At 67.6% G+C, this 22,855-nt stretch carries 20 protein-coding genes; 5 read left to right on the top strand and 15 right to left on the bottom strand.

The genetic code is table 11. The features are described 5' to 3' along the window. Nucleotides 1-115 precede the first annotated feature (115 nt). On the top strand, nucleotides 116-559 hold the full coding sequence (gene msrB, locus OHB26_RS24395; protein WP_330179581.1) for a peptide-methionine (R)-S-oxide reductase MsrB: 444 nt from the start codon (nucleotides 116-118) through the stop codon (nucleotides 557-559). 53 nt (nucleotides 560-612) lie between these two features. Here msrB and OHB26_RS24390 read toward each other — a convergent pair whose 3' ends face one another. From OHB26_RS24390 to OHB26_RS24360, 7 genes are all read right to left on the bottom strand, one after another. Further along, nucleotides 613-1,071 carry an SRPBCC family protein gene (locus tag OHB26_RS24390; protein ID WP_330179580.1) on the bottom strand — a complete coding sequence of 153 codons (459 nt, stop codon included), beginning with the start codon at nucleotides 1,069-1,071 and terminating at the stop codon, nucleotides 613-615. Between the two features lie 13 nt (nucleotides 1,072-1,084). Beyond that, nucleotides 1,085-2,452 (bottom strand): flavin monoamine oxidase family protein, encoded by a 1,368-nt coding sequence (locus OHB26_RS24385; protein WP_330179579.1) that lies wholly within the window; start codon nucleotides 2,450-2,452, stop codon nucleotides 1,085-1,087. After that, nucleotides 2,449-3,381 carry a carbohydrate kinase family protein gene (locus tag OHB26_RS24380; RefSeq protein WP_330179578.1) on the bottom strand — a complete coding sequence of 311 codons (933 nt, stop codon included), beginning with the start codon at nucleotides 3,379-3,381 and terminating at the stop codon, nucleotides 2,449-2,451. The genes OHB26_RS24385 and OHB26_RS24380 overlap by 4 nt, the downstream gene beginning before the upstream one ends. Then, the gene (locus OHB26_RS24375; protein WP_330179577.1) at nucleotides 3,381-4,052 is read right to left on the bottom strand and encodes a class II aldolase/adducin family protein; all 672 of its coding nucleotides are present in this window, start codon (nucleotides 4,050-4,052) and stop codon (nucleotides 3,381-3,383) included. The genes OHB26_RS24380 and OHB26_RS24375 overlap by 1 nt, the downstream gene beginning before the upstream one ends. Next, nucleotides 4,052-5,245 carry an MFS transporter gene (locus OHB26_RS24370; protein WP_330179576.1) on the bottom strand — a complete coding sequence of 398 codons (1,194 nt, stop codon included), beginning with the start codon at nucleotides 5,243-5,245 and terminating at the stop codon, nucleotides 4,052-4,054. Before OHB26_RS24370 ends, OHB26_RS24375 begins: the two co-directional genes overlap by 1 nt. A 100-nt stretch (nucleotides 5,246-5,345) precedes the next feature. Further along, on the bottom strand, nucleotides 5,346-5,837 hold the full coding sequence (locus tag OHB26_RS24365; RefSeq protein ID WP_330179575.1) for a hypothetical protein: 492 nt from the start codon (nucleotides 5,835-5,837) through the stop codon (nucleotides 5,346-5,348). Nucleotides 5,838-6,033: 196 nt separating this feature from the next. Further along, nucleotides 6,034-7,056, bottom strand: a complete 1,023-nt coding sequence (locus OHB26_RS24360) for an AraC family transcriptional regulator (protein WP_330179574.1) — start codon at nucleotides 7,054-7,056, stop codon at nucleotides 6,034-6,036. A 181-nt stretch (nucleotides 7,057-7,237) separates the two neighbouring features. Between OHB26_RS24360 and OHB26_RS24355 the strand changes: the two genes are divergently transcribed. Then, nucleotides 7,238-9,208, top strand: a complete 1,971-nt coding sequence (locus OHB26_RS24355; RefSeq protein WP_330179573.1) for a YhgE/Pip family protein — start codon at nucleotides 7,238-7,240, stop codon at nucleotides 9,206-9,208. A gap of 10 nt (nucleotides 9,209-9,218) precedes the next feature. Here OHB26_RS24355 and OHB26_RS24350 read toward each other — a convergent pair whose 3' ends face one another. From OHB26_RS24350 to OHB26_RS24340, 3 genes are all read right to left on the bottom strand, one after another. Continuing rightward, entirely contained in the window at nucleotides 9,219-9,506 is a 288-nt protein-coding gene (locus OHB26_RS24350; RefSeq protein WP_330179572.1) for a putative quinol monooxygenase, read from the bottom strand. 210 nt (nucleotides 9,507-9,716) lie between these two features. Beyond that, entirely contained in the window at nucleotides 9,717-10,412 is a 696-nt protein-coding gene (gene hemQ, locus OHB26_RS24345; protein WP_330179571.1) for a hydrogen peroxide-dependent heme synthase, read from the bottom strand. 51 nt (nucleotides 10,413-10,463) lie between these two features. Further along, nucleotides 10,464-11,114, bottom strand: coding sequence for a hypothetical protein (locus tag OHB26_RS24340; RefSeq protein WP_330179570.1), 651 nt, complete (start codon nucleotides 11,112-11,114; stop codon nucleotides 10,464-10,466). Nucleotides 11,115-11,223: 109 nt separating this feature from the next. Here OHB26_RS24340 and OHB26_RS24335 point away from each other — a divergent pair, with 109 nt between their 5' ends. Beyond that, nucleotides 11,224-12,165, top strand: coding sequence for a threonine/serine dehydratase (locus OHB26_RS24335; protein ID WP_330179569.1), 942 nt, complete (start codon nucleotides 11,224-11,226; stop codon nucleotides 12,163-12,165). A 25-nt stretch (nucleotides 12,166-12,190) separates the two neighbouring features. On the opposite strand, the gene OHB26_RS24330 is transcribed toward OHB26_RS24335, so the two are convergent. From OHB26_RS24330 to hemE, 3 genes are all read right to left on the bottom strand, one after another. Continuing rightward, nucleotides 12,191-13,537, bottom strand: coding sequence for a protoporphyrinogen oxidase (locus OHB26_RS24330; RefSeq protein ID WP_330179568.1), 1,347 nt, complete (start codon nucleotides 13,535-13,537; stop codon nucleotides 12,191-12,193). Nucleotides 13,538-14,699: 1,162 nt separating this feature from the next. Further along, complete coding sequence (locus OHB26_RS24325) at nucleotides 14,700-16,376, bottom strand: HNH endonuclease signature motif containing protein (RefSeq protein ID WP_330179567.1); 1,677 nt, start codon at nucleotides 16,374-16,376, stop codon at nucleotides 14,700-14,702. Between the two features lie 80 nt (nucleotides 16,377-16,456). Further along, nucleotides 16,457-17,524 (bottom strand): uroporphyrinogen decarboxylase, encoded by a 1,068-nt coding sequence (gene hemE / locus OHB26_RS24320; protein ID WP_330179566.1) that lies wholly within the window; start codon nucleotides 17,522-17,524, stop codon nucleotides 16,457-16,459. 74 nt (nucleotides 17,525-17,598) lie between these two features. On the opposite strand from hemE, the gene OHB26_RS24315 reads away from it, so the two are divergent. Together OHB26_RS24315 and OHB26_RS24310 are read left to right on the top strand one after the other, a co-directional pair. Beyond that, nucleotides 17,599-18,228, top strand: coding sequence for a DUF3000 domain-containing protein (locus tag OHB26_RS24315; RefSeq protein WP_330179565.1), 630 nt, complete (start codon nucleotides 17,599-17,601; stop codon nucleotides 18,226-18,228). A gap of 139 nt (nucleotides 18,229-18,367) precedes the next feature. After that, entirely contained in the window at nucleotides 18,368-19,624 is a 1,257-nt protein-coding gene (locus OHB26_RS24310) for a ribonuclease D (protein ID WP_330179564.1), read from the top strand. 193 nt (nucleotides 19,625-19,817) lie between these two features. Here the strand turns inward: OHB26_RS24310 and OHB26_RS24305 are convergent, their stop codons facing one another. Together OHB26_RS24305 and dxs are read right to left on the bottom strand one after the other, a co-directional pair. Beyond that, nucleotides 19,818-20,636, bottom strand: a complete 819-nt coding sequence (locus tag OHB26_RS24305; RefSeq protein ID WP_330179563.1) for an enoyl-CoA hydratase — start codon at nucleotides 20,634-20,636, stop codon at nucleotides 19,818-19,820. A gap of 131 nt (nucleotides 20,637-20,767) precedes the next feature. Further along, complete coding sequence (gene dxs / locus OHB26_RS24300) at nucleotides 20,768-22,732, bottom strand: 1-deoxy-D-xylulose-5-phosphate synthase (RefSeq protein ID WP_442943037.1); 1,965 nt, start codon at nucleotides 22,730-22,732, stop codon at nucleotides 20,768-20,770. Between the last annotated feature and the right edge of the window lie 123 nt (nucleotides 22,733-22,855).

Raw genomic sequence — 22,855 nt, 5'->3', positions numbered from 1 at the left:
ATCGGGGTAACTCCTGGGGCACCCCAGGAACCTCGTCGCACCCAACCGCTGCACGCGAATGGGACTGTTGGGGCTCTCAGCCGGGCGCTGAAGTCCCGGAGAGGCGGAACAGCCCATGAGTTCCGACGCTGACACCTCGCTACCGGCCCCGCGCATCCAGCTCACCCCGCAGCAGTGGCGGGCCAAGCTGAGCCCGGAGGAGTACCAGGTGCTCCGCGAAGCGGGCACCGAGCGCGCCTTCACCGGCGAATACACCGACACCGAGACCGAGGGCGTCTACGCCTGCCGGGCCTGCGGAGCCGAATTGTTCCGCAGCGGTGAGAAATTCCACTCGCACTGCGGCTGGCCGTCCTTCTTCGACCCGGCGAAATCCGAGGCCGTCATCCTGCGCGCCGACAACTCCCTCGGCATGCCACGCGTGGAGGTGCTCTGCGCCAACTGCCACAGCCACCTGGGCCACGTGTTCGAGGGCGAGGGGTACCCCACGCCCACGGACAAGCGGTACTGCATCAACTCCATCTCGTTGCGGTTGCAGCCCGCAGAGGGTTCTGCCAGCTGAAATCTGCTCGGCCGCGCCGCACGGACGCGGGCCGATGAGTCCGCCGCCGGTGATCAGCCTTCCGCGATGATCAGATCGGTCAGATTGGACATCGAGGTTCGCATGCCCTGGCGGGTACCGGGTTGCACGATGCGATGCAGCCACGGTCCGATGAAGCCGAAACCGATCCGGTATCGAACCGCGTAGGTCATCTCCGTTCCGCCGTCGACCGGACGGAATTCGAAGATATTGGTCATCTCTCGCAGCGGTTCGAACCCGATCCCGGTGTCGACGCGGCGGCGCAGCGGTTCGATCTCACGGACCGTCCATACCGACCGGGTGGTCAGCGGGCCGAGGGTGCGGTTGCGCTCGGAGTAGGTCTTGCCGACCTCGGCGGTGCCGTGGTGGTCGATCACCTCCAGCACCGCGGCCACCCATTCGGCATAGCGGCCGGTGTCGGAGACAACTTCCCAGACCCGTTCGACCGGGGCGGGGATCACCGCGCGTTCGGAGATTTCGAAATGTCCTGTCATGGATATCCTTTGGTCAGATCTGTGCGAGGACGGCGCGGGCGGTATCGCGGCCGGAGCGCACCGCGCCGTCCATGAATCCGTTCCAGTGATCGGCGTGCTCGGCACCGGCCCAGTGCACCAGGCCGAACGGGGTGTCCCGCCAGGTGCCCAGACTCGACAGCACGCCGGTGCCGGGAACCGAGGTCGGCCCGCCGCGCGTCCATTCCTCTGTGGTCCAGTCCATTTCGAAATAGTCGACCGGCCGCAGCGCGTCCTTGCCCACGACCTTCGCGAACTGCCGCAGCACCGCGCCACGGCGTTCCCGCGGCGGCCGGTGCGCCCACTTGCGCCACTGCGCACCGCCGACGAAGCCCATCAGCACCCCCGGACCGCCGTCGGGCGGGGTGTTGTCGAACATGGAACAGACGGGGGAATCGGCGCGGAACACGCCCTGGCCGTTGAGTCCGTCGGCCCGCCAGAACGGTTCCGGGTACACCGCTTCGCATTTCATCAAGGTGCCGAAGGCCAAGCGGGAGAACAGCGCGTCCTGCTGCGCGGGCAGGAGCGGACGCCACGCGATGCGGGCGGCGAGAGCGGGTGGTACGGCCACGATCACCCGCGCCGCGCGGTAGACGCCGGAGTCGGCGGTCACCCGCACGCCGTGCGCGTCCTGCTCGATCATCCGCACCGGGGAATCCAGCACCACCCGGCCGTCCAACTGCTCGGCCATGAGCTCGGAAATGCGTTGGGAGCCACCGATGAAACGGGATTCCTGAGCGCCGCCGGTGACCCCGATGCCGCGGTCGATGGTGCCCGGTGTGGTCTCGTTGCCGAAACCCGCTATGTACCACAGGCTGAACAGCAGCGAGGCGTCGGCGGCGCACCCACCGTAGGCGGAACCGAGGAAGACGTTCACCAGATCCAACGCGCCATCGGTGAGCGTGGTGCCGCGCAGCCAGCTCTCGAAGGTCATACCGTCCCACTTGCGAGCCTGCTCCGCGCGCCAGGGCGCATCGAGCGGGATGGTGCGGGCCAGTGCGTTGATCCGGTGCATGGCGACACCCAGATCCGGCAGCGCCGGCACGTCCGGTGGGATGTCCCCGGTGAAACGGCGCGCGGAATCACCGCGCACGTACACGCTGGCTCCCGCGGTGTAGGCGGGGAAGGTTTTCACGTCGAGGTCGTCGGCCAGACCGAGGATGTGATCCTGCGTGGGGCCGACGAATTGACCGCCGGCCTCGACCACCCGGCCGTCGCCGAGATCGTGGTTCACGGTGCGACCGCCGACGCGCGAACGGGCTTCCAGGACAGTGACATTGCGTCCCGCGGCGGTCAGTTCGCGGGCGGCGGACAGGCCCGCCAATCCCGCGCCCACGACGATGACGTCCGTTTTCTCGCTCACAGCGTGGCGGTCCTTTCCGCATAGGTGTCGGCGGCGGCCAGATCGAAGTCGCCGTGATCGCTGCCCAGCCCCTGCGCCACGAGCGCGGCTGCGGCACAACCCAATACGGCGGAGGCGCGCAGATCGCGGCCCAGGGCGATACCGCGCAGGAAACCCGCGGAGAACGCGTCCCCGCATCCGGTGGTGTCCACGACGTCGGTGGCGAAGGCCGGCACCGCGAACGTCTCGGTGGCGGTGACCACCAGCGCGCCCTGCGCGCCACGCGTCGCCACGACGCAGTCGACGCCGCGCTCCACCAGTTCGCGGCAGCCCTGTTCGAGGGTGGCTGCGCCGGTGCAGCCGAGCACCTGATCGTCATTGGGAAGCAGATAGTCCAGGTGCGGCAGCGCCGGGGCGATCCAGGCCAGCACCCCCGGATCGCCCGAGGCGAGCAGATCGGCCGAGGTGACCACACCCGCGGCGCGCGCGGGTTCGAGGATCCGCACCGCGGCCTCCCCGCCCATCAGTTCGGGTCCGCCCAGATGCAGGTGGTTGGCGCGGGCGATCTCCGCGTGCGGAGCGTCGTCGGGCCCGTAGGTCAGGTTGGCCCCGGGCACGTGGAAGGCAGGCCGGCTGCCGTCCGGCCGGATGGGCAACACCGAAGCCGAGGTCTGAACTTCCTTGCGCCGCAACAGCAATGAGGTGTCGATACCGCGCGCGCCGAGCATGGCGAGCAGCAGATCGCCGATCGGGTCGGTGCCGATCGCGCCCGCGCAGCGTACGGCCGCACCGAGTTTCGCCAGCGTGAGCGCTGTCCCCCCGGCGGTGCCCGCGGGGCTGAATCGGATCTGCTCGACCAGGGTCGCGCTCTGCCCGTCCGGGATCGACCGCACCGGTCGCACCTGCACGTCGAATACGTGCGCTCCCAGGCAAATGATCGATTGGTTCACTACGTGTCCTGTTCTTCCGAACGATGGGTGGTGCCGTAGCCGCGGCGCAGCGCGGCCTCGATGACGGCCAGCTGCTGTTCCTCGCCGAGCGTGCGCACCGGGCCCGAAACCGTTGCCTTGCGGTAGATCTCGCACAGCCACTCCAGCAGCAGCGTGTTCTGCACCGCGTCGTCCAGGCCCGAGCCGAGAGCGACCGCACCGTGGTTGGCCAGCAGCGCGGCACGCTTGCCGTCCAGCGCGGCGAGCACATGGGCGGCCAGTTCGGGGGTGCCGAAGGTGGCGAACGGAGCCACCCGGATCGCACCGCCGAGCAGTAGCTGCTGATAGTGCACGCACGGGATCTCAGCCACGACCAGCGACAACGCGGTGGACTCGACCGCATGGGTGTGCACCACCGCGCCGGCGTCGAACCGCGCGTACACGCCCAGATGCAGTTCCAGTTCCGAGGTCGGCGCGAGTCCACCGGCGAGCACCCGCCCGGTCGAATCCACGACGGTGACCTCCTCGGGTCCGGCGTCCGCGAGCCGGACTCCGGTGGCGGTCACCGCCACGTGATCGCCCACCTTGAGACTCACATTGCCCGCGGTGCCGATCAACAGCCCGGCCGCGGCCAATCGCCGGGCCGCGGCGGCCACGGCCCCGCGGGCTTCGTCGAATTCCTTGTGCGACATCAGATCATCGCGCCTTTCCCGGTCGGGGCCGGTGTGGTCACAGCGGCCGATGGACGGCGTTCCTGGCGTAGGCGACGCAGCGCGGGCGTGGCGAGCAGCAGAACGACGGCGGGGAGCATGAACGCGTAGCCGAGGGCGGGACCGGTCGCGACCAGTCCGAGTGCCACCGCGCCCGCGACGGCTCCGGCGTAGTTGAACAGGTTGACCCGGGCGATCACCTCGTCGCTTCGTTCGGGCCGCAGGTCGCCCGCCGCCCCGAATGCGATCGGCACCAGGATTCCGGTGCATACGCCGGCGGCGGCGAATCCGGCGACCGCCCCGACGATATCGGGGACGGCCGCGACGACACCGCATCCGGACACCCCGACCGCCGTGGCCGCGGTGGCAAGACGGGTGCGGCCGAAGCGGCGTACCGCCGGATCCACGGCGAGCCGAGCCAGGAACACCGCCGCCTGATAGGCGGCATATCCCAACGGCGCGGCCGCGCTCGCGACCTGCAGACCGTCCGCCAAATACACCGTGCCCCAAGCGGAGACCGCCGAATCGACGGTGAATGCCGCGAGCACCAACAACCCGATGAACCAGATTCCGTTCCGCGGCAACGGATCTCGTCGCACGCGGTCATCATGGGGTCGATGGGCGGCCCGCGCCCGATCGAACAACCGGATACCGGCGACCGCGACGGCCAGCTGCACGGCCGCGGTCAGCAGCAGCGGAAGCAGCGACGAGGTTGTCGCCAGGCACGCCGACACCAGCAGCGCGCCGCCCACCGCCGCCGCGGTGTACGCCGCGTACAGCCGCCCCAACAGTGAAGTGCCGCTGTGTTTTTGCGCGAGCACGCCCTGCATGTTGGATGCGGCGTCGACCATGCCCAGGCCGATTCCGTAGGCGACCAGGGCGGGGACGAAGATACCGAAGTCGCCGATCCAGGCGATCGCGCCCAGCGCGACCGCTTCCAGGACCAGCCCCGAGCACAGCGCTTGCCGGCTGCCCCAGCGCACCGCCACCAGATCGGCCAGCGCCGAACCCGCCGCCGCGGCGACGCATACGCCCAGCAGCAATAACGACACCGTCGTCTCCCCGATGCGCAGCCGCGTTTCGAGTTGCGGAAGAACGGTGACCAGTGCCGCGTACCCGAGCCCCTGAGCGGCGTAAGCGGATGCCAGGCCGATGAATTCGGCGCGGTTCCTCACGGTGACTCCCGATTTTCGATAGCCATGGAACAGAGAGCGGTGCGGACCGCCGGTCGACGGTCCGCACGGTCTCTCAGGTCAGGACCGACGGGCTCGCCGGTCAGGGCAGAGCGGGCAGCGGTGCACTGATCTCGCCCGCCGCGTGCAGGGTGTTGTATGCCTGAGCGAGCGCGGCCAGACCGGCCGGGACGCCGACGACGACACCGCCGATGATCGGTCCGAGCGCGGCGCCGATCCCGAGCCCGGGAATGCATCCGCCGATCGCGCCGACGACGGCTCCGATCGCGCAGCCCGCGACCAGCCCGACCACACCGCCCGCCATGCTGCCGATCGTGGCGGCGAGCATGAATTCGTTTCCGGCCTGGTTCAACGCGTCGTTGATATCGGCTTGGGCGTCGATGGGCGTCGCGGACCGGATCGGTGAGATCGCATCGTCCGCGGGCGACACGAGTGCGGCGGGCGCGGCCGAGACGGTACCCGGCTCCGAGACAATCGCGGGCGCGGCATTGGCTGTCGCGGCTTCCGCGCCGAGCGCGACCAAGGCCGCGGCGGCGACCGCCAGAGTCATCCGGGTACGTGCAGTGTTCCGCATGGTGGATCCTTCACTGATTATTCGTCGCGTTCGCGCCGGGATTCGACGCCGCGGGGCCGTACTGCTCGATGTCGGCAAGCCGACCAGCGGCTGAGCAGAAATGTAAGGCCGGGTGAACACCGTCACGCTCTCGCCGGCCGAACGCTGACCGCGCGCGCCCCCTCACTGGCCGGTTATCCCCCCTCCCCGGCCCTGACTAGCCCGTGAGCTGCCGCTCAGCGCTGGGCGAGTGTCCCGTCCAGCGGATGTAGGCGCGCCGGAAGTCCCTGATATCGCTGTAGCCGACTTCGCGCGCGACGATCGCGACCGGCAGCGTGGATTCCCGGAGCAGGCGGATCGCGTGACGCTCTCGCACCCGGTCTCTGATGGCGCTGAAACTCCGCTCGGCTCCGGCCAGTTGCCTGCGCAGCGTGCGTTCGGACATATGGAGACGACCGGCGACGTCGGCCGCCGACAGCGCATGACGCAGATCCCGTTCGAGAACGGCCTCGACCGCGGTCACCAGATCGGGTTCCTTACGCCCATTGCCCAGCAATCGGCGGCACGCATCGACGGCGAGCGCCCGCGTGGGTTCGTGGTGGGTGGGGAAGGCGACGTCGAGGACCTTCGTGGGAAAGAAGGCGCGATTGGCGTCCGCGGAGAATTCCACCCGGCAGCGCAGGAAACGCGTGTACTCCGCGGCGTACGGCGGGGGCGGATAGGTCAGCTCCACTCGGGACGGCGACCAGTCGGAACCGGCGACCGTGCGCGCGAAGACGGTGAGCGTGGCCATGGCTTCCTCGATGAGGAACCGGCGGAGCTCGGGCTCGGGTCGGCGCTCCCGGAAGCGCAACGCGACCTCGTCGTCGAAGTGCTCGAGGTCCACGTCGATGAGGCTGCCCGAGGCCAGATGCAGATCGAGCGCGACCGACACCGCATCGCTCACCGTGGCGCAGGAGCGCATGGCGACCCCGAGCATCCCCATCGACAGCAGCATGTCCCGGCCGCCCACCAGCATGCCGAGCGGTTTGCCAGGCATATCCCGCACGGCCCGCCGCAGCACCGCCGCCGCCGCCTGGCGGTAGGACACCTTGACCGTGTCGGCGGCCAGCAGGCGCGTGGCATCGAGCCCGGTGCCGACGAACCACGCGTCGACCTCGGCCCCTTCACGTCGGCCGATCTCCACGACCCCGCTCAGGACGGTGGGCGGGATGATCGGTAAATCGAGTTGAGCGTTCACGCGATCCGATCCCCGGACCGCACCGCCCTCAAGCTGGTCATATGACCAGCTTATCGCCGACACCGCCGCTCACCTGCCCATTTCCCGGATATGAAAATCTTGTGAACGCCTCACAACTGGACAAGTGACCATGTAGCTTCAGGCCCCAAGTGCTGAATCACGCTGTATCGGAGTCCTTCTCGTGGCTGACAAGTCGAAATCCCTTCCCGCGCGAATCGGCGCGAAAATCCGCAGACCGACCGGGGCCAAGCTGACACAGTCGCTGATCGTGCTGGTACTCGTCGTACCGACGCTCGTCTCGGCCGTCTACATGTGGATCATGTGGGACCCCGAGCTGTATCTGAAGCACGTTCCGGTGGCCATCGCCACTGACGACACCGGAGCCGTCACCGACGGCCGGACCCAGAACATGGGCGCGGAGATCCTCGACAATCTCGCCACCGGCGGCGAACTGGAATTCCATCGGGTCAGCAGCGCCGAAGCCGACCGCGGACTGCGGGAGAACCGCTACGCCTTCGCCGTCGTCATCCCCGCGGACTTCACCCGCAATGTGCTGACCGTCACCGATCCCCAGCCCAAGCAGGCGCGAATCTCGGTGCTGTACAACGACTTCAACGGCACACTCGGCCCCGCTGTCGCCAACAGCGTGATAGCCGAGGCACAGCGTGAGATCACGAAGACCATCGGCCGCGGGTACGCCGGGCAGATACTCGTCGGCGTCAACAGCCTCGGTTCCGGACTCGGCGACGCCGCACAGGGGACGACACAGCTGGCGCTGGGTGTCGGTCAGCTCGCCGATGGCTCCGGGCAGTTGACGGCCGGTCTGCACAGTGCCGCCACCGGCGCCGCGCAACTGGCCACGGGAACCGCCGATCTGCACACCGGAGCGACCCAACTTGCTGCGGGCGCTGGCGAATTGGTCACCGGCACAAACCAATTGGGTACGGGAGCGGTGCAGATCCGCGACGGGGTGGACCAGATACTCACCCCCCTACTGGATCTCGCCAAGCCCGCGGGCACCCTCGCGGACAGTCTCGAACCGCTGCTGGAGCGATTGCAGGCCGATCCCGCGACCGCCGACGCCGCGACCCAGCTGAAGAGCCTGCTCGACCAGCTGAGCAGCACCAATCCGGATTCACTCGTCGGCCAGCTGAACCAATTACACGATGGCACAGCCGAATTGGCTCGCCAGCTGACCGATCCGAAGGCCGATTACCTCTCCGGAGTCCTCGCCCTCGCCGAGGGCACCGGCCAGCTGCGCGATGGTGCGACACAACTCGCGACCGGGGCCGGCGAACTCTCCACCGGGCTGGGGCAACTCGACGAAGGCGGCCGTCAACTCCAGGACGGCGTGACCCAACTCGGCGACGGCGTCAACCAGCTCAACGGCGGACTTCACGACGGCGCGGCGGCGGCCCCGCACATCGCGAACACCGACAGCTCCGCGAACATGTTCGCCGAGCCCGTCATCATGGACATCCACAATCAGGAACCGAGCCAGATCGTGCGGGACGGCGACCGCAGCCACAAGGAGATCGCCGGTGGCGCGGGCCCGGTCATCGTGGTGATGGGCGCCTTTCTGGCCGCCATCGTGCTGTGGATGCTGGTGCGCCCGTTGCGGGGTCGGGAGTCCGGATCGCGGTGGCGCCGCGCCGCCCGTCCGGTATTGCGCGGCAGCGGTATCGGCCTGGCCTGCGGAATCGCGGCGGCGGCCGCGGCGGCGGTCTACGCGAGTTCGATCGGCTGGGCGCCACACCAGTGGCCGGCCATGGCAGCGGTCGTAGCCCTGGTGGGAATCACCGCCGCCCTGACCACCCAACTGTTCGTCGTCCTGTTCGGCCGAGTGCCCGGTTCGATCGCCGCTTTCGCGTTCTTCATGTTCCAGACCTTCGCCTTCGGCGGAGTATTCCCCTCCGGCACAACACCTTCGGCATTCAAACCGTTCGAGGTCATCGCGCCGATGACCTACGCCCGCCGCGCCGTTGTCCGCGCGGACATCGCCCTCTACGACCAGATGTTCTGGGTCTCGATTCTCATGCTGCTGCTGATGATCTCGGGATCGGTCGCCCTCATGATCGGCCTACGGCACGCTCGAAACCAGCTGACCGACCAATCCCTCGGCACGGAAGAGCTGGTCCCGCAACCGTTCTAGCGCCTGCCCCTCAGACCGCGGTGAAGTATTCGATCTTCGGCGGGGCCGCCAGCAGCGGGGCCATCAGCTTGCCGGCGGCGCGGAAGTGGGCGGATTTGCCGTGGGCTTCGAGAGCGGCTTGGTCGGAATAGAGTTCGAAGAAGCGATAGTGGTCGGGGTCGGTCTGTGAACGCACCAGCTGGTAGGTGAGGTTGCCGGGCTCGTTGGCCTTGATCTCGGTGACGAGGTCGGCGACGACGGCTTCGAACTCGGCACCGGTACCGGGCTTGACGTTGATCTCGGCGATGACTGCGATCATGATTGTCTCCTTTTCGTGCGACGGTACCTGTTCAGATCGGCAGATACCGCGCGCCCCTGCACCGGGCAGCTTGCACGACGAACACAACTCGCTGCGCCTGCACCCCTCGGACAGCGGCGCAACAAGCTGGTCGCAGAAACACTATGGGGCATACACGATTCCGTGCATGCCCCAAATTCTTCGGGCAGCCGATCGGCTACCACGTGGCTACTACGGCAGAGCGGCGATCAGCTGCTCGACCTCGACGCGCGGGCCGGTGAAGAACGGGATCTCCTCGCGCACATGCAACCTGGCCTCGGTGGCACGAAGATCGCGCATGAGATCGACGATGCGGTGCAGTTCCGGGGCCTCGAAGGCCAGAATCCACTCGTAGTCGCCGAGCGCGAACGAGGCCACCGTATTCGCCCGCACATCCGGGTAGTCGCGGGCGGCCTTGCCGTGATCAGCGAGCATCTTGCGACGCTCCTCATCGGGGAGCAGGTACCACTCGTAGGAGCGCACGAACGGGTACACGCAGATGTAGTTGCCCGGCTCCTCACCCGCCAGGAACGCGGGGATGTGGCTCTTGTTGAACTCGGCCGGGCGATGCAGGGCCGCATTGCTCCAGACCGGATTGCTCGCCGAACCCAGCTCGGTGATCCGGCGGAAATCGGCGTACGCGGCCTGCAACTCCTCGATCTTCTCGGCATGCCACCAGATCATGAAATCGGCGTCGGCGCGCATACCCGCCACGTCGTAGATACCGCGCACCACCACTCCGCGATCTTCCAGCGAATCGAAGAAGGCTCGCGCCTCCTTGATGGCGGCCGCCCGATCCTCCCCCAGCACACCGGGCTCCACCTGGAACACCGAGAACATGAGGTAGCGGATGGTGTCATTGAGGGACTTGTAGTCGAGTCGCGCCATGACCCCATCGTGCCACTCGCGCCCGGGCACGGCGGCAGCGGTCCCGACCGGCTATTCCGCGGTCGCGGCCCAAGAGTCGATCAGGCGACGCAGGCCGTCCCGGAACGGCGCATCGGCGGTGATCAACGCCGTGACCTCGTCGAAATGACCTGAGAGCAAAGGGAACTCCTCCGGATCAAGGGCGGCCAGCGAGGCACGTGTGCGCGAATTCACCTCCTTGGCATCCCAATGCTCCACCAGTGCGGCACAACCCAGCGTGTAGAGATACATCTCCCGGTACGCGTGGAACGCGTCGGTGACGGTGAGACCCAGCAGAAGATTGTCCGCCACTTGCGGTTCGGTCAACCGCTTCAGCAGGCGCGGGCCGAGCAGCGGACGCGTACCCCGCAGCAGCACCAGACCGGGATGCGCGGCCGTGAGCGTGTACCAGGCCACGAAACGCTCCTCGGTGGCCCGCGCCCACGGCATCGAACCCGGGGTGATCTCCGGCAGATTCGCGGCCAGATGATCCGAGAGCAGATCCAGCAGACCACTCAGATCGCCGCCGCCACGCCGGACCACAGTGGTGTGCGACACCTTCAAATGCGTCGCGATACCGCGGAAGCTCAACTGCGACGCCCCACGCGACTCGATGATCTCCAGGCCGGCGCGGGCAATCGCCTCCGGTGTCGCCTCTTCGAGCGACTTCGAGGTCCTGGGCATGAATCCAGCGTAAGTTACAGTGTAATTATTCGCTGCACCGGCCCGCGCAGAGCTCGGCAGCCCCGGCGACGACCGGCCTCCAGACCGAACGAACAGCGAAGGAAGTGCAGTGCAACCCACTTACGGCGACGTGAAGGCGGCCAGCGACCGCATCTCGGGGCAGGTGCGGCCCGTGGTCCTCACCCCCGCCGATACCGTCGGCGGAGCACAGGTCCGGCTCGCACTCGAACACCTGCAATACGCGGGGAGCTTCAAAGCCCGCGGCGCGGCGAACTTCATGCTCGCGCATCGCGAGTCGGGGACGCTGCCCCGCGTCGGCGTCACCATCGCCTCCGGCGGTAACGCGGGCGTCGCATGCGCCTGGGCCGCACGCATAGTCGACTCGGCGGCAACGGTATTCCTGCCCAACTCCGCACCCGCGGTGAAGCTCGAGCGGCTGCGCGGACTCGGGGCTCAGGTGCTGCGCGGAGGCGATACTTACGCCGACGCGGCCGCCGAATGCGAGCGGTACGCGGCGACGACGGGGGCGCTGCGCTCACACGCCTACGACGACCTCTACATCGCGGCGGGTGCGGGGACACTGCTCGAGGAGATCGTCGCGCAGATGCCCGAACTCGATACGGTTGTGGTCGCGGTCGGCGGCGGCGGGCTTTTCACCGGAGTCGCGACAGCCGCTGCGCACCACGGCATTCGAGTGGTCGCCGTCGAACCCGAGAACTGCCGGGCCTTCAACGCCGGACTCGAAGCCGGGCATCCGGTCGACGTCCCGGTCGAATCCGTGGCCGCGGACTCACTCGGCGCGAGCCGCACCTCGGAGATGGCTATCGCGGCCGCCGGTAGCGCGGCCTTCCGCTCGGTGCTGGTCACCGACGAACAGATCATCTCGGCTCGTCAATCCCTGTGGGACGACCGCAGACTCGCGGTGGAGCATGCCGCGGGCACCGCGCTTGCCGCACTGCGATCCGGCGCTTACATTCCGGACCCGGGCGAACGGATCGCCGTGGTCATCTGCGGCGCCAACACCGACCCCGGCGACCTCGTCACCAAGTAAACGACTGCGCGGTTTTCGATGCGGTTCAGGTCAACCGCGCGGTGATTCGCGCCGCGGCGGCGGTACCGGAGGCCGCGCAGGCAGGCACACCGACACCGCCGAGGTAAGCGCCCGCCAGCGCCAGACCATCGAGATCGGCTGTGGCGGAACGCAGCTCGGCAATCAGCCGGGCGTGACCGGGCGCGTACTGCGGCAGGCCGCCCCGCCACCGCTGCACCACCGTGGTGATCGGGCGGATATCGGCTCCGGTGACCGCCGTCAGATCCTCGACCGCCGCCCGGACCAGAGCCGCGTCCTGCCAGTCGAGTAGTGAGTCGTCGCCGAACCGCCCGAACGAGGCCCGAACCAGCGCCACACCGCGAGCGGCCAGATGCGGCCACTTCCGACTCGACAGCGTGAAAGCCTTGGCACGCAAAGGTTCACCCGTCGCCACCAGGATCCCGGAATTGTCGGGGAGGTCGGTCTCCTTCGGCAATGTCATCGCCACCACCGCCGACGAGGCCAGCCGAATCGCGGCGGCGATCTCCGAGGCGGCGGGAGCCACGTCACGCAGCAGAGTGGCGGTGACCGGAGCGGGGGTCGCCAGCACCACCGCATCGACCGCGCCGATCGGATCAACCTGCCAGCCATTCGCCGTACGGGTGAGACGGGTTGCGGCAGTGCCTGTTTCGACCTTCACATCGGCGGCGGCGCGCAGCGCGTCCAGGAGCACCTGATAGCCGTCGCGAATGCCACCGAACACCGGAGTAGCGGACGGTGGCGGAAGCGTCGCGCGAACAGCCTCCGTCAGACTCCCGGCTCCCCCATCCAATGCGGCCGCGAGAGTCGGCAGGGCGGCGCGCACACCGATCGAATCGGCGGTTCCGGCATAGACGCCACCCAGCAGCGGGTCCACACTGCGCCGGACCACCTGCTCGCCGAAACGCTCTGCCACCAGCGCGCCGACGGAGACATCCGAGCCGCGTTCCCAGACCAGCGGCCTGGTCGGCTCGGCGGAGACTCGTGCCAGGGTCTCGTCGTCCACCAGCCCAGCCACCGACTCGGGGTCCGCGGGGATACCCATCAGCGTGCGCTCCGGCAGTCGGTGACCGATGCCACCGGACCACACCAGTGGACGTTTCCCCGCCGGGTAAACCAGTTGATCCTCGATGCCCAATTCGCGCATCAGTGCGGGGATCTCGGGGCGGCGGCCTACGAATGCCTCCGCGCCCAGGTCGACGGGTTCGCCATCGAGGTCTTTGGTCCGCAGGATGCCGCCCAGGCGGTCGCGCTCGTCGATCAGCAGCAGATCGGCTGAGTTGCCCAGTGACTGGCGCAGTCTGTATGCGGCGACCAGGCCGCTGATTCCGCCTCCGACTATTGCGATTCGCATCGAACTCCCTTCTTGTCTTGAAAGTTACTCCGGGGGTGGGGGCTGCCCTGTTGGTGGTACTGGACAGGGGTGGCCGACCCATGTGTGTGGTCGGTTCGCGGGATGGTGTTGCCTTTGCTCAACCGGGCTGCGAAGCAGAACGGGCAGTGTGGTTGCCTCGCCTGCCGTACCCGGCTGTCGCTCCCCGATCGGGAGCCGCACCCTCACGACCCAGCCTGGCCGGGTGGCCGTGGGAACCTTCAGAACCACAACCCCAAAAACCAAGAACAAAACGACAAGGACCAAGACAAAAGACGCCAGGACAAGAAGAAGAGACGGGCCCAAGGGCCCGAAACCCCGCCACCACAACACTTTCAGGACCCCGAAGCACTCCGTCACATCCCGTTCGGAGCCTCCGACGACCTGGACGCGCGCTCACCAGGAACTCACGCACCGAACCCCGGCGTGTCGCGTACATCAGTTCCTGCTCGACGCCCGAATCCCCCTGGACACGCGATCAGGGGGCACTGGTGCGGCGATCTCCGGCGTGTCCTTGCATGAGTACCCCCCTGATCGCACGTCCGGGGTCTCGAGGGTGGTGGTTCTTCTCGTCTGGGCGTCTTGGGGTGGGTGTCTTTGTCTATTTCGTCTTTTCGGGTTGTGGTTTTGAAGGTTCCCACGGCCCTCCAGCCAGGCTGGGTCGCGAGTATTCGCGCTCGATGGGGGAGCGACAGTGGGGTACGGCAGGCGACGCCACCAGCACTGCCGTGTTTGTTTTGCTTGTCCTCCCGAACCCCGCTGGGACCGCGGGTGATTCGGGCGAGTGTGCTACGAAGGCCCCGGGTGGTAGCCCACTGGCCTTGCGATGGACCACGACCCACGGGCGAGCACCCGAGCCGCGAAAGGCACATAGCCGCACCAGCAGACCCGGTTGCACCGGCAGATGATGCTCTGACGGTTTCCTCGTATGCGCGATTCTCGCCCTCGGCAGCCAGTGTGGAAGTGTCGGGTCATGCGGTGGCACTCGCGGGAATGATCAGCGTCTGGATCACGGAGGCTGGGTGCAGGTGCAGGTGCGGGGTTGGGCGTAGGCGCAGGGCGAATAGGTCAGGGCCGCACCGCACAACACGCCTGTAGCACCGGCGGGTGGTCCCCTGTCGGTGGTACAGGCTGCTCAGCGTCGCTATCGCCGGGTGTGGGATGTGTTGCGGGCGTTGAGCCACTCCTCGAGCCGTGCCCGCTCGCGTTCGTCACGGGCGTGGATACGGGCCAGGGTCGCGGCCGTCAACTCTCCCGGATGGTGCCGGTGATTCACTTGGGGTGTGCCGCTCGGGTCGATGTGCGGGGGTGCGATCCACCCCGTGTGGCCGGGGTAGTCGGTGTCCGGGCCCATGACCACGGTTTTCCATCCGCCGGGGCCGTCGTGGACCAGGCCGTGGCAGGCATCGCACGCCAGTGTCAGGTTCTCGATATCGGTCGGTCCGCCCTTGACCCATTCGGTGATGTGATGCACCGCCGCCAGCGAGGCGGGCGCGGTGCATCCCGGTCGGGTGCAGCCTTTCTCGGCGGCGATCAACGCCAACCGTTGGGCTCCGGTGGCCAGGCGCTCGTTCTCACCCAGGTGCAGGGGCAGGTCGGTGACGGTGAAACCGGGTGCGGGACTGGCCGATACGGCACCGGTCGCGGCAGACGCGGCACCACGAGTGGTGACCGGTGTCGCGCTACAGGCCGCGCCGGATGCGGCGCCGGTGGTGCGGGCCGCCTTCCCGCGAGACGCGGTGGAGGTGCGGCGGACCCGGGCCAGGTGGATCGGGGCCCCGGCCTTGTCCAGCACCGCCACGAAAGTACTCGAATCGCTGGCGGTGGCAGCCAATCTCAACGCCTCGGACACCGACAGGGTGCCCCCGGTCGCGGTGGTCGCGATACCGGCACCACGCTCCACATCGGCCACCGACATACTCAACACCGCCGCGACCGGCAGACCACGATGGCTGCCGAGCATGGCCGGGTCCACACCGAAACGCAGGAAACCCAGCAGCGCATCATGATTGCGTTGCGCGGCGGTGCGGCCATCACGCTTGGCCGCCGCCGCCAACACCCCACGGTCGACCGCATCGGCGGTGCTACGAGGGCTGTCGGTGTCCTCGGGGTTACACACGCCCGGGCGCGCCCACTTGGCCAGCATCGGATCCAACACCGCACGCAACGCCGGAGTGATCTCCCCCGACACCGGGGACATCCCGTTCACCCGCTGATGCCCGATACTCAACCCACGCAAACGTTGACGATCACGCTCGGCCGCCAACTCCCCGTCGGGATGCACCCGGACCAGGATCTCGTTCCCCAACCGCGGCAGGACATCGGGCAAACCCGCCCGCGCGTAGTCGGTCAGGATCCGCTCCGCGGTCTCCTTCCCCTCATCCGGGAGGGTGTCGGGAAGCTTGTGCAACGCGGCCACGATGTGCCGGGTGTGATCAGCCGAGATCGCACCCGCACGCTGAGCCTCGGCAACCAAGGGCAGCACCGGACCGAGTTCCCCGGTGGGAAACACCCGGGGCGACACCAGCTTCGCGGTGTTCCAGCGCCCGGTCGCCTCGGCATGGGACAGGCGCAGGGTTTGTTCCAGGAACTTGACCGGGGTCGACACACCCGCACGCGCGGCCAGGCAGCGGGTACCGGTCTCGACCGTGAAACGATGTTTGACGGCCTCCGTTTTGCGGATCGCTGTTTCGACCACCCGCATTACCTCGATGAATTCCTCATCGGAATGCGGAGTCAGGGACGCGTCCAGGAGGCCGTCCACCGCCGTGAGCAGCGCCGAAGCGCTGCTCACGAGTGCGGTGGTCCCTCCCGAATTCATGCCTTTATTCTACCGTGATAGAACAGGCCGCGAAAGGTGAATTCTATTGTGATACAAGAATATTCAGAAGGAATTGCTTTTTAGAGCGGCGTGGGGAGGCTGTGGATCAGTTTTACTGTTTCGGTGATTACTTCGGGGTCGGTGTTGGGGAGAACGCCGTGGCCGAGGTTGAAGATGTGACCCTTGGCGCCCAAGGTGATTGCTTCGTCGGCTTCGCGGGCGATGCGGTGGACTTCGGATTCGATTGCGGGGGAACCGGCGAAGAGGACGGCGGGGTCGAGGTTGCCCTGCAAGGCTTTTCCGGGGCCCACTCGGCGGACCGCGTCATTGAGGGGGATTCGCCAGTCGACGCCGACCACATCGGCGCCGGCTTCGCCCATGGCGCCCAGCAACTCTCCGGTGCCGACACCGAAGTGGATGCGCGGGATACCGGCCGATGCGACCTCGGCGAAGACTCGCTGTGAATGCGGGAAGACGAATTCGCGGTACTGCGCCAGGGTCAATGCTCCGGCCCAGGAGTCGAACAATTGCACGGCGTCCACTCCGGCGGCGATCTGCGCCTGCAGGAATTCGATGGTGATATCGGTCAGCACACCGAGTAGTTGATGCCAGGTCTCCGGATCGCCGAGCATCATCGCCTTGGTGCGCTCGTGATTCTTACTCGGCCCACCCTCGACCAGATATGAGGCCAGTGTGAAGGGGGCGCCCGCGAAACCGATCAGCGGAACCTCGCCGAGTGCGTCGAGCAGCAGGCCGATTCCGGCGGTCACGGCGCCGACTTCCTCGGCCCGCAGGCGCGGCAGCGCGCGCACATCGGCCACCGTGCGAACAGGGTTCGCCACCACGGGGCCGACGCCGGGCACGATATCCAGATCGATCCCGGCGGCCTTCAACGGAACCACGATGTCCGAGAACAGGATTGCCGCGTCGACATCGTGGCGGCGGACCGGCTGCATGGTGATCTCGCACACCAGCTCCGGATCGAAGCATGATTCGAGCATGCCGATGCCCTTGCGCAGTTCGCGGTACTCCGGCAGTGAACGCCCTGCCTGACGCATGAACCACACCGGACGGCGATGCGGGACGCCACCGGAGGCGGCGACTAGAAGGGGTGCATCGGTCAGCTGGCGGCGGGTGTGAGTGCTCATCACCGCTCATCGTAAAGGCCGCGAGCGGCGCGCCTCTCACTACACCGCGCCCGGTAGGTCTACCGTCCTCATACGTGACACCGCTCGACTTCCGCGACGGCGCCGCACCGACCCCGGAGCCTGAAGAACCCACAGGGTTCCGCGCCGCGGTCGATGCGATGGGGACCGCAACAGTGCATCCACGGATCGAGCTGGCTCCGATCCGCCCGCCGCAGCGCCTGGCGCCCTACTCCTACGCGTTAGGCGCGGAGGTCACTCGCCCGGACAGCAATGTGGTTCCCGTCGACTCCGACGGGGACGCGTTCGGCCGACTGATCCTGCTGCACGATCCGGACGGGCAGGAAGCCTGGCACGGGGTGTTCCGATTGGTCGCCTACATACAGGCCGATATCGACTCCGCGCTCGCCGCTGACCCGCTGCTGCCCGAGGTGGCTTGGAGCTGGCTCGTCGACGCGCTCGATTCGCGGGCGCCGTTCACCGCGCTCGGTGGCACCGTCACCTCGACCAGTTCGGTGCGATACGGCGATATCGCCGGACCACCGCGCGCGCATCAACTCGAGCTGCGGGCCTCCTGGACGGTCGGCGATACCGAGATGAAGCCGCATGTCGAAGCGTTTTGCGAGGTCCTCGCCTACGCGGCCGGACTCCCACCCGCGGGGGTTACCCGGCTGGATGTGCGGCGCGGCGACGGCGATTCGGACTAGTCCAGAACGAGAACACCTGTACCGCAACGAAATCGGCGCGGGGCCATTACGATTCCCAACAGTCCGGGGCCGTGTCGCGGTTCGCTGTTTCGCCGACGTGACGCGGATCGCCACTGTCCTACACGTAGAGTTCAAGACCATGTCCGTACCAGAAGAGCCCGAAGCCACTGCCGCGGTACCGCTGCTCGCGCCAGTGGAGGGTGTGCCGCCGGTATTGGACAGTGCTGCCGAAATCACCGATGCCGCGCGCCGCCTGGCCGCCGGCACCGGACCTCTCGCGGTCGACGCCGAACGCGCCTCCGGATTCCGGTACTCCAATCGCGCCTATCTGATTCAGTTGCGGCGCGCCGGAGCCGGATCATTCCTGATCGACCCGATTCCGCTCGACGGAGACCTGGAACCACTCGCGGACGCGGTCAATGGACTGGAGTGGGTACTGCACTCCGCCGATCAGGATCTGCCCGGACTCGCCGAACTCGGGCTCTACCCGGAGCGACTCTTCGATACCGAACTCGGTGGACGACTCGCCGGATATGAGCGCGTCGGACTCGCTGCCATGGTGGAGAACCTGCTCGGACGGGAACTGCGCAAGGGACACGGGGCCGCGGACTGGTCCACTCGGCCACTGCCCGACGAATGGCTCAATTACGCGGCGCTCGATGTGGAATTGTTGCTCGAACTGCGGGACGCCGTCGCGCTCGAGCTCGATGAGCAGGGCAAGACCGACTGGGCGGCACAGGAATTCGAGCATGTGCGCAATGCCGAACCCTCGGCACCGAAATCGGATCGGTGGCGGCGGACCTCCGGGATTCATACGCTGCGCAAAACTCGGCAGCTCGCCATCGTGCGCGAACTCTGGACGACTCGAGATCGGCTGGCCCGGCTGCGCGATGTGGCACCGGCGCGGATTCTCCCGGATTCGGCGATCGTGGCGGCCGCCAATGGCGAGCCCAAGTCGATCGCGCAATTGCGAGCCCTTCCGGTTTTCGGCGGACCCCGCCAACGCCGCTACTCCCGCGAGTGGCTCGGCGCGATCGAACGCGCCCGCGCACTCCCGGAGAGTGAACTGCCACCGCTGACTCAGCCTTTCGACGGGCCGCCGCCGGTGAACCGGTGGGAACGCCGCGATCCGTCAGCAGCCGCTCGGTTGCAGCGCGCCCGCTCGGCCATGAGCGACCTCTCGACCGAGGTCTCCGTGCCGATCGAAAACCTGCTGACCCCCGACCTGCTGCGGCGCATGTGCTGGGACGGACTGCCCCGCACCGCCACCAACGGCGACGCGCCCGCCCTGATCGACGACTTCCTCGCCGCAGGCGGGGCACGCGATTGGCAGCGCGAACTCGCGGTACCCCGCCTGGTCGAGGCGCTCTACCCGGCGGACGACAAAGACGCGTAAGTAGTCAGCCCCACCACGGATAACCGCGACCACCCCGCTGGTCCGCGACCGCCCCGTCATCCCGGCGCGTTTTCGGCCGGGATCCACACCCTCCAGTCGGCAGCCGATAACCGTGGACCCCGGCCGAAAGCATGCCGGAATGACGGGTGGGGGCGGAGGACGGCGGGGTGAGCCATCCGAGGATGTGCGACGGTCAGTCTTCGAAAAGTGGAGGGCGGCGGTCGCGGCGGGCCCTGATGGCCTCGTCGAAGTTTTCGGTGGTGAGGCGGACGTAGAGCTGAGCCGTGCCCTCGTGTTGCATATGGGATTCGAAGCTGCCCGCTTCCAGGCCGCTCCACAGCATGCGCTTGGTGAGTTCGGTGCCGACTCGACTCCAGCGGATGATCTGGTCGGCCGTGTCGTAGGCGGCTTCCAGGAGTTTGTCGGTGGGGACTACGCGCGAGACTATGCCGATGCGTTCGGCTTCGGCGGCGTCCACGTCACGACCCGTGAGCATGATTTCGAAGGCGCGGGTGGTGCCTACCACGCGGGGCAGCAGATAGCTGATGCCGAGTTCGGCCGAGGTGAGGCCGTTGTTGATGCCGGCGGCCCGGAAGTAGGCGTCCTCGGAGGCGATCCGAATATCCGTGCCTACCGCCAGGCAGAAGCCGCCGCCGATGGCCGCGCCGTTGATCGCGCTGATCACCGGCTGATGCATGCGGCGGATGGTCAGCATGACATTGTTCAGCAGCTCCATCGACCGGCGGGCGACCGTGGTCTTGGTCAGGCCCTCGACACCGGGCACGCGGCCCGCGTGCTGGAGATCCGCGCCGGAGCAGAAGCCGTGTCCCGCGCCGGTGAGCACGACCACGCGGACCTCATTGTCGGCGGCTACCGCCTCGAGGGTTTCGCGCAGCGGGATCATGACGTCGAAGGCCATGGCGTTCATCCGCTCGGGGCGGTTGAGGGTGACCAGGGCGATTCCCGGACGCGGTTTCTCGACGAGAACGAATGCGGGATCCTCTGCGGGCATGCACAACTCCTGACCGGAAAACTGTAACCGGTTCTAGAATCTACGCGAGAAGTGCTGCCGCGTACACGGAGTCGCGAACAAGAAAGGCGGGCGGCACCCCTCGGATGCCACCCGCCCGGTCTCGGAACCGATTACTCCGCGAGCGCCCTCGCGGTGGAGACGGACTTATCGCCCTCGGCCTCGGACATCGCCGCATCCGCCTCGGCACTGTTACCCAGCCAGCCGTGCACCCGCTGCGCGATATCGCCGGGGGTCAGACCCAGATCGTGATGGATCTGCGCCCGCGCGGCATGGTCCAGGAACTGCTGCGGCACACCGAGATCGCGGGTGGCCACATCGACTCCGGCGGCCCGCAGGCGCGCGGAGACCGTACTGCCGATACCACCGTGCAGACCACTGTCCTCCAGTGTCACCACCAGGCGGTAGTTCTCGGCCAGCTTCACCACACTGTCCGAGACCGGCAGCACCCAGCGGGGATCGATGACCGATACCGAAACGCCCTCGGCCGCCAGCAGATCCGCGACCTTCAGAGCCAGATCGGCGAAGGCGCCGACCGCTACCAGCAGCACATCGCCACGCGCCGAGCGCGCACCGGAATCCTCACCCTCGGGCAGGCGCAGCACGTCCACACCGTCGAAGCGCTCGACCGCGGAGATATCCTCCGAGACAGTGCCTTTCGGGAAGCGGATGGCGGTGGGGCCGTCACCGATGTGCAGCGCCTCCGCCAACTCCTCGCGCAGGGTGGCGGCATCGCGCGGGGCTGCCACGCGAATACCGGGGACGATGCCCAGCACCGAGAAATCCCACATGCCATTGTGCGAAGCGCCGTCGTCACCGGTGATTCCGGCGCGATCCAGTACCAGCGTCACCGGGAGTTTGAGCAGCGCCACATCCATGAGCAGCTGATCGAAGGCCCGGTTCAGGAAGGTGGAGTAGATGGCCACCACCGGATGCAGACCGCCAAGGGCCATACCGGCCGCGGAGGTCATGGCGTGCTGTTCGGCGATGCCGACATCGAACATGCGCTCCGGGAAGCGTTTTCCGAACGGCGACAGACCGGTCGGACCGGGCATGGCAGCGGTGATGGCGACGATATCGTCGCGCTGCTCGGCCTGCTCGATCAGCTCAGTGGAGAAGACCGAGGTCCAGGTGGTGCCGGACGAACCACCCACCGGCTCACCCGTCTCCGGGTCGATGCGGTTGATGGCGTGCATCTGATCGGCCACATGGTCCTCGGCGGGCTTGTAGCCGCGACCCTTCTGCGTGACCACGTGCACCACGACCGGACCACCGAAATCCTTGGCGCGCCGCAGCGCGGCCTCCAGAGCCACGGTGTCGTGACCGTCGACCGGGCCCACGTACTTCAGGCCCAGATCGCCGAAGAGCTCCTGCGGAGCCACCGCGTCCTTGATACCGGTCTTGAGCGCGTGCAGCATCGAATAGGCCGAATCACCCACGCGCGGAATGGACTGCACGATGCGCTTGGTGGCGTCCAGGGCCTGCTCGTACGCGGGCTCCATGCGCAGCCCGGCCAACCGCTCGGCGAGACCGCCGATGGTCGGCGCGTAGGAACGGCCATTGTCATTGACCACCACGACCAGCGAACGGTCCTGCCCGGCGGCGATATTGTTCAACGCCTCCCAGCACATACCGCCGGTCAGCGCGCCGTCGCCGACGACCGCGACCACGTGGCGTTTCTGGCGGGTCAGCGCGAACGCCTTGGCCAATCCGTCCGCATAGGACAGCGAGGCCGACGCATGCGAGGACTCGACCCAGTCGTGCGCGCTCTCCGCCCGGCACGGATAGCCGGAGAGGCCACCGACCTTGCGGAGCGTGTCGAAACCGTCCTTACGGCCGGTGAGGATCTTGTGCACATAGGCCTGATGGCCGGTGTCGAAGATGATCGGATCGGCTGGCGAATCGAAGATCCGGTGCAGCGCGATGGTCAGCTCCACGACACCGAGGTTCGGTCCGAGGTGCCCGCCGGTGACGGCGACCTTCCGCACCAGGAACTCGCGAATCTCCTCGGCCAACTCGCGCAGCTCCGGTACCGACAGCCGACGCAGGTCCTCGGGCATGTCGACCCGGGAAAGCACTCCCACGGCTATTGCTCCCTCCGGATGTCTCCTGTGATTGCCACAGTCTACGGAGACCCCACCGGCCCCCGACGCCAGGAACTGAACGCCACCTGCGACATCCGCAATGAATGTGAGGCTCCA

The organism is Nocardia sp. NBC_01503, assembly GCF_036327755.1.
GTDB lineage: Bacteria > Actinomycetota > Actinomycetes > Mycobacteriales > Mycobacteriaceae > Nocardia.
The sequence above is the reverse complement of the archived record's forward strand: the minus strand, read 5'-3'. Positions and strand labels throughout refer to the sequence as shown.

Bases quoted from the DNA above. Each gene is read 5' to 3' on its own strand.
- msrB (WP_330179581.1), top strand. From the start codon at position 116: ATGAGTTCCGACGCTGACACCTCGCTACCGGCCCCGCGCATCCAGCTC.
- OHB26_RS24390 (WP_330179580.1), bottom strand. From the start codon at position 1,071: ATGACAGGACATTTCGAAATCTCCGAACGCGCGGTGATCCCCGCCCCG.
- OHB26_RS24375 (WP_330179577.1), bottom strand. From the start codon at position 4,052: ATGTCGCACAAGGAATTCGACGAAGCCCGCGGGGCCGTGGCCGCCGCG.
- OHB26_RS24365 (WP_330179575.1), bottom strand. From the start codon at position 5,837: ATGCGGAACACTGCACGTACCCGGATGACTCTGGCGGTCGCCGCCGCG.
- OHB26_RS24350 (WP_330179572.1), bottom strand. From the start codon at position 9,506: ATGATCGCAGTCATCGCCGAGATCAACGTCAAGCCCGGTACCGGTGCC.
- hemQ (WP_330179571.1), bottom strand. From the start codon at position 10,412: ATGGCGCGACTCGACTACAAGTCCCTCAATGACACCATCCGCTACCTC.
- OHB26_RS24340 (WP_330179570.1), bottom strand. From the start codon at position 11,114: ATGCCCAGGACCTCGAAGTCGCTCGAAGAGGCGACACCGGAGGCGATT.
- OHB26_RS24330 (WP_330179568.1), bottom strand. From the start codon at position 13,537: ATGCGAATCGCAATAGTCGGAGGCGGAATCAGCGGCCTGGTCGCCGCA.
- OHB26_RS24325 (WP_330179567.1), bottom strand. From the start codon at position 16,376: ATGAATTCGGGAGGGACCACCGCACTCGTGAGCAGCGCTTCGGCGCTG.
- hemE (WP_330179566.1), bottom strand. From the start codon at position 17,524: ATGAGCACTCACACCCGCCGCCAGCTGACCGATGCACCCCTTCTAGTC.
- OHB26_RS24310 (WP_330179564.1), top strand. From the start codon at position 18,368: ATGTCCGTACCAGAAGAGCCCGAAGCCACTGCCGCGGTACCGCTGCTC.
- OHB26_RS24305 (WP_330179563.1), bottom strand. From the start codon at position 20,636: ATGCCCGCAGAGGATCCCGCATTCGTTCTCGTCGAGAAACCGCGTCCG.